Genomic DNA, 11,462 nt, shown 5'->3' on the forward strand with positions numbered 1-11,462 from the left:
CTCCGCCGCCGCATGCCGGAAGCTCAGATGGCGGCCGGCCGCCTCGAAGGCGCGCAGAGCGGGCAGGGAGGGCAGGCGCCTCAAGGGCCGAAGACCGACCAGCCCATCGCCTTGGCCAGCCGTTCGAGCGCCAGGGTGCCGAGCAGCGAATTGCCGTGCTGGTTCAACCCCGGCGACCAGACGGCGACCGAGGCCTGGCCCGGCACGATCGCCAGGATGCCGCCGCCGACGCCGCTCTTGCCGGGCAGGCCGACGCGGAAGGCGAAGTCGCCCGACCCGTCGTAATGGCCGCAGGTCAGCATCAGCGCGTTGATGCGCCGCGCCCGCTCCGGCGACACCACGCGGTGCCCGGCCGAATTCCGGCCGTCGCCATCGGCCAGGAACCGGCCGGCGGTGGCCAGCTGCCGGCAGGTCATGGCGATGGCGCATTGGTGGACATAGACGCCCAGCGTCATCTCGACCGGATGCACCAGGTTGCCGAAGGATTTCATGTAGGCGGCCAGCGCCAGGTTGCGGAAGCCGGTCGCCGCCTCCGACCGCGCCACCGTCTCGTCGATCGCGATGGTCTCGTCATCGGCCAGCCCGCGGATGAAGCGCAGGATCGACCCGATCGCCACCCGCGGCGGATGGCCGGCCAGCACCACGTCGCTGACCACAAGGGCGCCGGCATTGATGAAGGGGTTCCGCGGCAGCCCCTTCTCGTATTCCAGCTGGACGATGGAGTTGAAGGAATTGCCCGACGGCTCGCGCCCGACGCGCTGCCACAGCGCATCGCCGACCGCGCCCAGGGCCAGCGTCAGGGTGAAGACCTTGGAGACGCTCTGGATCGAGAACTGCGTGTCGGCGTCGCCGGCGCAGCAGGTGCTGCCGTCCAGCGTGTGCACGGCGATGCCGAACTGGTCGACATCGACCTTCGCCAGCTCCGGGATATAGCTGGCGACGGTGCCGCGCCGCTGCTCCCGCGCCATGGCGTCGGCGATGTCGCTGACGGCTTCGATCAGTTCCGGCATGGGGATTCGGGCCTTGGCTCAGACGGTCCGGTCGATCGCCATGTACAGGGCGGCGCCGTCGGGGGTGGCGATCGGGGCGATCTGGCGGAAGCCGGCCTTTTCATAGACGCGGACCGCGGCGGCGTTGTCCGGGGCGGGGTCGACCTGGACCCGCGCCGTCTCCGGCAGCGACAGCAGGCGGCGCAGCACCAGCTGCACCAGCCGCGTGCCCATGCCGCGGCCGATCACGTCGGTCTCGCCCAGGAACATGTCCAGGCCGAAGGTCTCGCGCGGCAGGTCGTGCCCGGCCCAGAACGGGTCGGGGTTGGCGTGATAGACATGCATGTAACCGATCGGCCGGCTGCCTTCGCGCGCCAGGAACGGCGCGACATGCGGGTCGATCAGATGCGCGGCGATGCCGTCCAGCTCCGCCTCCGGATCGCCCCACCACATCGAGATGTGCGGCAGCTTCAGCCAGCGCGCGATGATCGGCAGGTCCTCAATCCGCAGCGCGGTGAAGACGATCGACGGGTCGAGCTCGTCGGCGATGCGCTCATCCGCCAGCTTCAGGGCGACGGGCACAACCACGGGGAGGGGGGACTCGTCGCTCATGCAGCGCGGCCCGCGCCGGTCGGGGACATGTCGGTCTCGCCGTTATGGCGGGAGGTCAGGCGCATGGATCGGTGTCGGGGCTGAAATCGGGACCCAGACCTGTACCCGATTGCGGCGGGCCGTCAAAGGGGCCTGTGGCCGTCGGCGTTGGGTGGGATGTCGAGAATTCCCGGGGCGTTGTCATGCCTGCCTGACAGCCAACGCAGAAGATACCGCGGATGGTGTAACGCCATATACAGCCATGCGCGGCGCAAGAGCCGTTGCAGCCGGTCATCCGGAATCGATGGAACCCGGTGCCCGGGGAGGGTCAGAAAGCCCTCGTCGTCGACACTGTTCGCGGCCCAGACCTCATCGCGCCTGCCGGCCTGGACGGCGTCCCGGAAATGACAGGACTGCCAGCTTTCGCCGGGGCGCGCATCCCGCAAAAGCCTTGGCGCCCGCGCGGCGCGCCGTTCGATCTCGGCGGCATACCGCAGCGGCAGGTGGAAGACTTCAAGATCCTCCGCGAGCACGGTCGATGGGCCGCTGAGCAGGTGGTGCTGGCCCCGGCCGATCGAGACGGGGCTGTCAGCGCTGAAACCGACCTTCCGCTCGGAGGCGGACAGGAAGGACCGCTGGAGCGCCGTGATGGCTTCGGGAGAAGCATCCGTCAGGATCGGAGCCCGGTTCGCCACGTGGAAGAGGCCGAAACGGCTTGGCTGGACACGCCTGCGGTTCTGGGCGAACTGGACCCAGCGTCCGACGAACAAGCCCGAAGGCGCCGCCGCGGAGGCGGACCGGATCCGGTGCAGATCGATGTTCCAGAATTCATCGGCGTCGAATGGGAAGATGATCCGATAGCCATCCGCGATCAGGCTATTGGCGGTCTCGGTCATCAGGGCGGGCTGCCGCAGTTCCCGGTACTGGGATCGCCTGGTCAGGATCCTGTCGGTCGCGGCCGCCAGTTTTCCCAGCTGATCGCCCGTGCCGTCGGTCGAGCTGTCGTCGATGAAGACCAGCCTGTCGAAGCCGAGGCACAGATAGTGGCCGCACAAAAAGGGAAGAATATCGGCGGCGTCGCGGATCACGCAAATCGCCGCTGTTCTTGCGGGAGTGGGCATGGAAATCGATCTTATGAGGTCGTCAAAATTGATTGGAGAAATAAAGGATCTCAGACGATGTCGTAAGGCAGGTCCTCATCCTTCTGGTTGAGGAACAGGAGGACGATGCCGGAGACGGTCAGGAAGATGTGGGCGCTGGCCTGGCCGTTCCACTCATGCGACTGCCACATGGCGAACCATTCGCCGCCGATGGCGACGAAGCCGAAGGCGTAGAGCAGGAAGCCCATGCCGGTGCCGGCCATGGCCAGGCTCTTGGCGCGGGAGAACAGGAGGGCGGGGGCGTCCCAGCGCGCGGCCATGCGGGCGGTGCCAGCCCAGCAGACCAGGGCGGTGGCGACCTGCCAGGCGATGATCAGCCCATAGGCCAGATGGTCGGCCCAGGGCGCGGTGATCGCCCGCCACATCAGGGCGGGCGACCGGAAGGTGGTGTCCATCGCCAGCACATGCTGGACGAAGGCGAAGTTGGAGCCGTAATCGGTCAGGTTGCCGATCGCGACCAGGGTGAAGAACAGCGCCACCCCGGCCGTCGCCAGGATCATGAGGATCCTGGCGGTCGTCATTTCAGGCCTGGGCCATCGCCGGTTCGCGGCCCAGATCGGCCATCGGGTGCCGTTCCGCCCGCTGCAGCGCCTGGCCCTGCGCGTCGAACAGATGGCAGGTCTCGGCCGCGAAGGTGATCGAGACCTGGTCGTTGGTCTTGACCCGGCTGTCGCCCTCGGTCTGCACCGTCATCATGCCGGCGTCGGTCTTCAGGTACAGGAAGGTCTCGCCGCCCAGACGCTCGACCACGAAGACCTGGCCGGGGAAGGCCGGGCCGGCGGCGGCGCCGAGGGCGACGGACATGTGCTCCGGCCGGACACCCAGCGTGACCTTGTCGCCGGCCTTGGCGCGGCCCTGCTGCACCGGCACGGTGACGGAACCGCCGCCCGGCAGCTTCACCGTCGCGGTGGCGCCTTCGGCCGCGGTGACCTCGGTCTCGATGAAGTTCATCTTCGGGCTGCCGATGAAGCCGGCGACGAAGAGGTTGTCCGGGTGGTGGTAGAGTTCGAGCGGCGAGCCGACCTGTTCGATCCGGCCGGCGCTGAGCACCACGATCTTGTCGGCCAGCGTCATCGCCTCGACCTGATCGTGGGTGACGTAGATCATGGTCGCGTTCAGGTCGTTGTGCAGCCGCGCGATCTCGATCCGCATCTGCACGCGCAGGGCCGCGTCGAGGTTCGACAGCGGCTCGTCGAACAGGAACACCTTCGGGTTGCGCACGATGGCGCGGCCGATGGCGACGCGCTGGCGCTGGCCGCCGGACAGCTCCTTCGGCTTGCGCTTCAAGAGCGGCTCGAGCTGCAGCACCTTGGCGGCGTCGCCGACCTTGCGCTCGACCTCGGCCTTGTTGGTCTTGGCGAGCTTCAGGCCGAAGGCCATGTTCTCGTAGACCGTCATATGGGGGTAGAGCGCGTAGCTCTGGAACACCATGGCGATGCCGCGCTCGGCCGGGGGCAGGTCGTTGACCTTCTGCCCGTCGATCGCGAGGTCGCCGGAGGTGATGTCCTCCAGCCCGGCGATCAGCCGCAGCAGGGTCGACTTGCCACAGCCGGACGGGCCGACGAAGACGACGAATTCGTGGTCGCGGATGTCGAGATCGACGCCCTTGATGATTTCGATGTCACCAAACGACTTCCGAATGCCACGGAGCGTAACGCCAGCCATGTTTCCTCCACTGCGCAAACTTTGCCGCACCATAAAGAGCGTTGGCGGCGGAGGCCAGCATTTTGGAACAGACGGCGCGAAATCATCTGATGTTTGAACGATTGTAACAGGGATGCCGGCCTCGGGCGCCTGCCTGTGCGGGCGGCCACCTGTCGAGCGATTGACACATGCCCGGCCTATCCTGTTAATCCGCCCGCCGCACGAGGGAGCCGCCGAGGCATGCCGAGCCGCCACCGTATTATGATCCTGGGTACCAGGACCCGGGCCACTGGCCCGACCGCCGGGATCGGCGCCGCAAAGTGACGTTTCCATCTCAGGGCTTCGCACCGCTGCGCCCGCGGGTCTGCGCATGAACAAGCGGGTCATCAAGGTCGCCACCGCGGTGGTCGGCCTGGCCGGGCTGCTCGGCATCATCGGGCTGATCGTCTCGCAGGACGCCGCGGCGCTGTCGCGGCTGCTGCTGGGTGCCAGCGGCGGCATCGCGCTGGTGGTGCTGTCCCATTTCGTGGCGATGTCCTTCTCCGCGCTGGGCTGGCAGGCGGCGATGCGGCCGGTGTGGTCGGCCGGCTTCCGCACCTTCCTGTGGGCCCGGCTGGTGCGCGAATCCGCCAATGCCGTGCTGCCGGTGGCCCAGGTCGGCGGCGACGTGCTCGGCGCCCGCGTGCTGGCATTGCACGGCGCCACCACGCTGCAGGCCGGTGCGGCGATGCTGGTCGACCTGACCATCGAATTCCTGACCCAGATCTGCTTCTTCGCCATCGGCCTGTCGGTGCTGCTGCTGATCGGCGGCGGTGACATGCTGCGCTGGGGCGCCCTGGGGCTGGCGATCGCCATCCTGACCGGGGTCGCCTTCGTGCTGGCGCAGCGCTGGGGCATGTTCCGGCTGTTCGAACGCCTGCTGGGCCGCATCGCCCAGCAATTCGACTGGCCAGCCCTGCGTTCGCTGACCGGACTGCACGACACGGTCATTGCCATCTACCGCGACCGCCGGTCGATGACCCAGGCGGCGGCCACGCATCTGGCGTCCTGGCTGTTCGGTGCCGGCGAGGTCTGGCTGACGTTGCATGTCCTCGGCGCCGATATCGGCTTCGCCGAAGCGCTGGTGATGGAAAGCCTGGGCCAGGCGGTGCGCACCGCCGCCTTCCTGATCCCCGGCGCGCTGGGCGTGCAGGACGGCGCCTTCCTGGCGCTCGGCGTCATGTTCGGCCTGCCGCCGGAACTCGGCCTGTCCGTCTCACTGGTCAAGCGCATCCGGGAGCTGACGCTGCATGCGCCGGCCCTCTTGATCTGGTATCTCCTCGAAGGCCGGCGCCTGTTGCGGACGCCGGAGGAAACACGCAGCGAACCGACATGAAGTCGATCTACACCCAGCCCCACACCTCCTGGACCCATCGCCTGACCCGGATCATGGTCCGGCCGCTGATCGGCACCGGGGTCACGCCGAACCACCTGACCACCGGACGCCTCATCACCGGCCTGGCCAGCTGCGCCGCCTTCGCCGTCGGCGACGCCCAGTGGACGGTCTGGGGCGGGGTGATCTGGCTGTTGTCCTGCCTGCTCGACCGGGCGGATGGCGAGCTGGCGCGGCTGGGCGGCCTGTCGTCGCCCTTCGGCCACATCTACGATTATTACTGCGACATCACGGTCAACGCGCTCTTGTTCCTGTGCATCGGCATCGGGCTGCGCACCAGCGGCCTGGGCATGGCGGGGCCATTGCTCGGCGTGCTCGCCAGCGCCGGGGTGCTGATGGCCTCGATCCTGTCGCAGCGGCTGGAGAGCGCCGGCGCGGTCGAGACCAAGGCCTATGTCGGCATCCTCGGCTTCGACTTCGACGACACGCTGTACCTGTTCGCGCCGGCTGCGTGGTTCGGCCTGTTCCCCTATATCCTGGTCGGGGCGGCGATCGGCGGGCCGGTGTTCGCGATCCTCACCGCGGTCCGGCTGCGGGCGGCACGGGCCGGGCAGCAGCGCGCCGGCTAACAGCGCCTATTGACACTCATTCGCAATATCATCTACATCCATCGGCGAGACCTCGGAGCCGCCGGCGCATGTACATCTGCATCTGCAATGCCCTGAACGATACCCAGATCCGCTGCGCCGTCGATGCCGGTGCGCGCAGCGCGGGTCAGGTCTATGCCGGGCTGGGCTGTGCCCCGCGCTGCGGCAAATGCGTCACCGCGGTTCGCCAGATGGTGAACGAGGCCAACCGCGAGCAGGACGACCTGCCGATCATGCTCGCCGCCGAATAAGGCTGCGGCTCCCCCTGTACGACACCGCGCCGCGGTGCTAGCCACCTCCCGATAGATCCGAGAAGGGGAGGGCTGAATGGCAGAGACCAGGCGCATCATCATCGACACCGATCCGGGCCAGGATGACGCCATCGCCATCCTGTTGGCGATGGGGTCGCCGGAGCTGGAGATCGCCGGCCTGACCACCGTCGCCGGCAACGTGCCGCTGTCGCTGACCACCGCCAATGCGCTGAAGCTGTGCGAACTGGCCGGGCGCACCGACATCCCGGTGGTCGCCGGCTCGATCCGCCCGCTGGTGCGGCCGCTGGTCACCGCCGAGGTGGTGCATGGCAAGACCGGGATGGACGGCTCCGGCCTGCCCGACCCGACCACTAGGCCGGTTCCGGGCCACGCGGTCGACTGGCTGATCGACACCATCATGGCGGCGCCGGAGGGCACCTACACGCTGTGCCCGCTCGGGCCGCTGACCAACATCGCCTCGGCCCTGGTGCGCGAACCGAAGATCGCGCCGCGGATCCGCGAGATCGTGTTCATGGGCGGCGGCTTCTTCGAGGGCGGCAACACCACCCCGGCGGCCGAGTTCAATATCTATGTCGACCCGCACGCCGCCCATGTGGTGATGACCAGCGGCATCAAGCTGACCATGGTGCCGCTCGACGTCACCCATAAGGCGCTGACCACCAAGGCCTGGCTCGACAAGGTGGCGGCGCTGGGCACGCCGGCGGCGAAGAGCGTGGTCGGCATGCTCGGCTTCTACGAGCGCTTCGACATGGACCGCTACGGCACCACGGGCGCGCCGCTGCACGACCCCTGCGTCATCGCCTACCTGCTGAAGCCGGAGCTGTTCGGCGGCCGCGACTGCCATGTCGCGATCGAGCTGTCGGGCGAGCACACGCTGGGCATGACCGTGGTCGATTGGTGGGGCATGGCCGGGAAGTGGGGCGGCACCGACCGGGCGAAGAACTGCCGGGTGCTGCGCGACATCGATGCCGACGGCTTCTTCGAACTGATCTACCAGGCCCTGCAGCGCCTTTAAGCGATCGTTGTGACTGCTGCTGATGCCGTCACCTGACCGCATGAATCCTTGAACCGTCATCGCGAGGAGCGAAGCGACGCGGCGATCCAGCGGCTCGATCTCTGGATCGCCACGCCCCTGCGGGGCTCGCGATGACGGGTCTATAGGAAGCACGCCAGCGCATTTCCAAACGGTCCCTAATCGATCTGGGCTATGCTGGCGGCACAATGACGGATCTTTCGGTTGAGCTGCTGCTGCAGACGGAGACGGTCGCGATCCGCGACGTCGTCTGCGGCGGCACGTGCCGGCATCGCAGCGCCGAGGAATGCGCCGCGGCCACCCATCTGGTGTTCCCCTATCGCGGCGTCTTCGTGCGGCATCTCGGCCAGGACGACGCCGTGGCGGAGGCCAACCAGGTGCTGTTCTTCAACCCGGGCGAGGGCTATCGCGTCAGCCACCCCGTGGCGGGCGGCGATTCCTGCCTGGATCTGGTGATCGCGGAACCCTGGCTGCAGGAGCTGGCGCCGAAGGAGCAACTGCACGACGGCGATGCGCTGGCGTTCCGCCGGCAGCGCCTGCGCATCGACGCGCGCAGCCAGGCGCTGGTGGCGCTGCTGCGGCACGGGCTGAAGCGCCAGGCCGCCGAACCGCTGGAGGCGGAGACCCTGGCGCTGACGCTGGTGCGCCGTGCCTTGGGCGAGCGGACCTCGCACGCCGCCGGGGCCAGTGCCAGCCTGCAGAAGCTGGTGGACCGCGCCAAGCTGGTGCTGTCCTCCGACCTGGCGCGGCGCTGGACCCTGGCCGAGATCGCGGCGGAGGTTGGCGTCTCGCCGGTCTATCTCACCCAGGTGTTCCGGCAGGTCGAGGCCATGCCGCTGTACCGCTACCAGCTGCGCCTGCGGCTGGCGCGGGCGCTGGACCTGCTGGGCCAGTATGACGACCTGACCGCGCTGGGCCTGGATCTCGGCTTTTCCAGCCACAGCCATTTCAGCTCCGCCTTCCGGCAGACCTACGGCCGCACGCCGGCCGAGTTCCAGCGTTCGGTTCGTTTGCGCTGATGGCCCCAGGGACAGATCGCTAAAGAATCCGACAGCGGCCATCGGCCCCGGAATGGTTCCTTTGTCTCACGCCCGGATGTCGGGCGGAGACGGAGAAGCCAACATGACCGAGAGAACCTGCGCGGCTTGCGATTGCGAGCTCGACGCCGACAGCATCAAGGTGACGATCGGCGGCCAGATCGTGGAGGTGTGCTGCGAGGCCTGCGCCCAGGCGCTGGGCGAAGCCGCCGCCGCGACCGTGGACGAGGCGTAAGCGATGCGCCCCGATCGTCCCACGACCACGCGGCACAGCGTCGTCACCCCCTCGGGCCGGATCAGCTACACCGAATCCGGCGCCGGCCCGGTGGCCTTGTTCGTCCATGGCGTCCTGCTGAATGGCCATTTGTGGCGCCACCAGCTGGCCCAGCTGTCCGACCTGCGCCGCTGCATCGCGGTGGATCTGCTGGCGCATGGCGACACTGAGATCGCGCCGGACCAGGATGTGTCGGTGACGGCCAATGCGACGATGCTGCGGCAGTTTCTCGACGCCGTGCAGATCGACCAAGTCGACCTGGTCGGCAATGACAGCGGCGGCGGCATCGCCCAGATCTTCGCGGCGCTGAATCCCGAACGCGTCCGCAGCCTGGCGCTGACCGATTGCGACGCCCAAGACAACTGGCCGCCAGAGGCGTTCAAGCCCTTCCTGGCGCTGGCGGCGGCTGGCGGCCTGCGCGGCGCGCTCGACGCCATGCTGGCGGACAAGGATTTCTACCGCTCGGCCCAGGCGCTGGGTCCGGCCTATGAGCATCCCGAACGCCTGTCCGACGACAGAATCGAGACCTATCTGCGGCCGCTGGTGCGCAGCGAGCAGCGCACCGACGACTTCGGGCGGTTCCTGGCCGCCTTCGACGCCCGGCACACGCTGGCGGTCGAGCCGCAGCTGCGGACCCTGAGGGCGCCGACGCTGATCGTCTGGGGCACCGACGATGTCTATTTCGACGTGAAATGGTCGCACTGGCTGGCCGACGTGATCCCGGGTACCCGCCGGCGCATCGAGCTGAAGGGCGCAAGGCTGTTCTTCCCCGAGGAGCGCGCGGTGGAGTTCAACCAGGAGCTGCGCGCCCATTGGGGCCTGCGCGCCGGCTGACAGCCGGGCGGGGCGAAGCCTCACCCCCCCCTCATCTGAATCCGAGACAACGGAGATATCCATGACGACGCATGTCTTGCGGCGGCGGGTCGTTGCACGCCGCCCGAGCCCGGCCCCGGGCCTGATGCAGACCCTGGCGCTCTGGCTGCGGCGGGCCCGAACCCGGCCCCGGCTCGATCTGCTGAGCGACCACGAGTTGCGCGACCTCGGCCTCGACCGCGGCGCCGCCTGCCGAGAAGCCGCCCGGCCGTTCTGGCAGGGCTGAGGACCGGTGCCGGGAGGCTCAGTCGCCCAGGCCAAGCCGGCGCTGCGCCCGCAGCAGATGGTCGCGCATGGCGGCGCCGGCGGCTTCGGCATCGCCGGCCTCGATGGCGCGCAGCACCGCCCGGTGCTCCTCCATCACGGCGTCGATCAGATGCGGCTGCCGGCGCGTGTTGGCGCGGGCGATGCTGATGCTCTGCCGCAGGAACACCTGGAGATAGCGCAGCAGGTCGGCGAACTGGGCGTTGGCGGCGGCCAGGGCGATGCGGCGGTGGAAGTCGACATCCGCGGCGACACCGTCATCGGCCCCCAGCTTGGTCGCCTCCATCGCCGCCACAGCGGCGTGCAGGGCCTTCAGATCCTCGGCGCTGCGGCGCCGTGCCGCCAGGGTCGCGGCCTCGACCTCCAGGCCCAGCCGCAGCTCGAAGATCTCCCGCACCAGCTTGGCGCCACCGCCATCGGCCTCGGCGATGCGGAAGGCCCGCTGGCTGCGCGCCTGGGACACGAACACTCCGGCGCCCTGGCGGCTGCGCACCAGCCCGTCCGCCTTCAGCCGCGACACCGCCTCGCGAATCACCGTCCGGCTGACGCCAAAGCTTTCGGCCAGGGCCGGCTCCACCGGCAGCCGATCGCCGGCCTTCAGCCGGCCGGCGGTGATGTCATCAAGCAGCGCATCATAGACGCGGTGGGCCAGCGGCGGCGGCCGGCCGAGGCGACGGTCCGTGGTGGCGGGTGGGGCGAGGGGGCTGGCCGTGGTCAATGCCGCTCCGCTGATAAAAATTCAACTTCATACTAAGGTATATCAACGGCTTCTGCCACAATTCATATGATGACATTGTGACCGGCAGGTGATTGACTTCCCGGCTCGGAAGCCGAAGATCGCATCCGTGACAACGCCTCGATCCGCCCCGGCTCGAACGCCTGCGGGGTTCGGGGGCGGGACAAGGGAGGTGACGGGTGACGAACGGAATCCCATCCGACCGCGAAAGCGTGTTCACGCTGGAAGCGACGCAGCTGAAATTCGGGGCCGGCGCGGTCGAGGAGCTGGGCTGGGAGCTGAAACGCCTCGGCGTCTCCCGCCTGGCCCTGGTGGCCGACCCGGCGCTGCATCAATTCGGCCTGGTCGACCGGGTGGCCGGCATCATCGAGCGCAGCGGCATCGGCGTCGTCAGGTTCGAGGACATCGCCGTCGAACCCAGCCTGGACTCGCTGTCGCGCGCCGCGGATTTCGCGGCCACGGCCGACGTCGACGGCTTCGTCGCGCTCGGCGGCGGCTCGACCATCGACACCGCCAAGGTCGCGAACCTGATCAAGCGCCATGGCGGCGCGATCATGGATTACGTCAACG

At 68.5% G+C, this 11,462-nt stretch carries 15 protein-coding genes; 9 read left to right on the top strand and 6 right to left on the bottom strand.

Annotated elements, in window-relative coordinates:
- Positions 1-80: 80 nt before the first annotated feature.
- The 5 genes from AC3XYG_RS23310 to AC3XYG_RS23330 form a co-directional block, all read right to left on the bottom strand.
- A complete protein-coding gene (locus AC3XYG_RS23310; RefSeq protein ID WP_489142254.1) occupies positions 81-1,010 on the bottom strand; it encodes a glutaminase in 930 nt (309 codons plus the stop codon).
- Positions 1,011-1,028: 18 nt separating this feature from the next.
- Entirely contained in the window at positions 1,029-1,577 is a 549-nt protein-coding gene (locus AC3XYG_RS23315; protein ID WP_489142255.1) for a GNAT family N-acetyltransferase, read from the bottom strand.
- Positions 1,578-1,723: 146 nt separating this feature from the next.
- Positions 1,724-2,668, bottom strand: coding sequence for a glycosyltransferase family 2 protein (locus AC3XYG_RS23320; protein WP_489142256.1), 945 nt, complete (start codon positions 2,666-2,668; stop codon positions 1,724-1,726).
- Between the two features lie 83 nt (positions 2,669-2,751).
- Positions 2,752-3,240, bottom strand: coding sequence for a DUF2165 family protein (locus tag AC3XYG_RS23325; protein WP_489142257.1), 489 nt, complete (start codon positions 3,238-3,240; stop codon positions 2,752-2,754).
- 22 nt (positions 3,241-3,262) lie between these two features.
- Positions 3,263-4,405 (bottom strand): ABC transporter ATP-binding protein, encoded by a 1,143-nt coding sequence (locus tag AC3XYG_RS23330; RefSeq protein ID WP_489142258.1) that lies wholly within the window; start codon positions 4,403-4,405, stop codon positions 3,263-3,265.
- Between the two features lie 349 nt (positions 4,406-4,754).
- Here AC3XYG_RS23330 and AC3XYG_RS23335 point away from each other — a divergent pair, with 349 nt between their 5' ends.
- The 8 genes from AC3XYG_RS23335 (at position 4,755) to AC3XYG_RS23370 (ending at position 10,118) form a co-directional block, all read left to right on the top strand.
- Entirely contained in the window at positions 4,755-5,759 is a 1,005-nt protein-coding gene (locus tag AC3XYG_RS23335) for a lysylphosphatidylglycerol synthase domain-containing protein (protein WP_489142259.1), read from the top strand.
- Positions 5,756-6,385, top strand: coding sequence for a CDP-alcohol phosphatidyltransferase family protein (locus tag AC3XYG_RS23340; RefSeq protein WP_489142260.1), 630 nt, complete (start codon positions 5,756-5,758; stop codon positions 6,383-6,385). The genes AC3XYG_RS23335 and AC3XYG_RS23340 overlap by 4 nt, the downstream gene beginning before the upstream one ends.
- A 68-nt stretch (positions 6,386-6,453) precedes the next feature.
- Positions 6,454-6,654: a (2Fe-2S)-binding protein gene (locus AC3XYG_RS23345; protein ID WP_489142261.1), complete on the top strand. Its 201-nt coding sequence runs from the start codon at positions 6,454-6,456 to the stop codon at positions 6,652-6,654.
- A 76-nt stretch (positions 6,655-6,730) separates the two neighbouring features.
- Positions 6,731-7,690 (top strand): nucleoside hydrolase, encoded by a 960-nt coding sequence (locus AC3XYG_RS23350; protein ID WP_489142262.1) that lies wholly within the window; start codon positions 6,731-6,733, stop codon positions 7,688-7,690.
- Positions 7,691-7,896: 206 nt separating this feature from the next.
- Positions 7,897-8,727, top strand: a complete 831-nt coding sequence (locus AC3XYG_RS23355; protein ID WP_489142263.1) for a helix-turn-helix domain-containing protein — start codon at positions 7,897-7,899, stop codon at positions 8,725-8,727.
- Positions 8,728-8,830: 103 nt separating this feature from the next.
- Positions 8,831-8,980, top strand: a complete 150-nt coding sequence (locus tag AC3XYG_RS23360; RefSeq protein WP_489142264.1) for a hypothetical protein — start codon at positions 8,831-8,833, stop codon at positions 8,978-8,980.
- Positions 8,981-8,983: 3 nt separating this feature from the next.
- Positions 8,984-9,853: an alpha/beta fold hydrolase gene (locus AC3XYG_RS23365; RefSeq protein ID WP_489142265.1), complete on the top strand. Its 870-nt coding sequence runs from the start codon at positions 8,984-8,986 to the stop codon at positions 9,851-9,853.
- 61 nt (positions 9,854-9,914) lie between these two features.
- Positions 9,915-10,118 carry a DUF1127 domain-containing protein gene (locus tag AC3XYG_RS23370; protein ID WP_489142266.1) on the top strand — a complete coding sequence of 68 codons (204 nt, stop codon included), beginning with the start codon at positions 9,915-9,917 and terminating at the stop codon, positions 10,116-10,118.
- A gap of 18 nt (positions 10,119-10,136) precedes the next feature.
- Here the strand turns inward: AC3XYG_RS23370 and AC3XYG_RS23375 are convergent, their stop codons facing one another.
- Positions 10,137-10,874: a FadR/GntR family transcriptional regulator gene (locus AC3XYG_RS23375; protein ID WP_489142267.1), complete on the bottom strand. Its 738-nt coding sequence runs from the start codon at positions 10,872-10,874 to the stop codon at positions 10,137-10,139.
- Positions 10,875-11,071: 197 nt separating this feature from the next.
- On the opposite strand from AC3XYG_RS23375, the gene AC3XYG_RS23380 reads away from it, so the two are divergent.
- Positions 11,072-11,462 (top strand): iron-containing alcohol dehydrogenase (locus tag AC3XYG_RS23380; protein ID WP_489142268.1); only part of this gene is annotated, 391 nt, incomplete at its 3' end.

The organism is Inquilinus sp. (genome assembly GCF_057815775.1).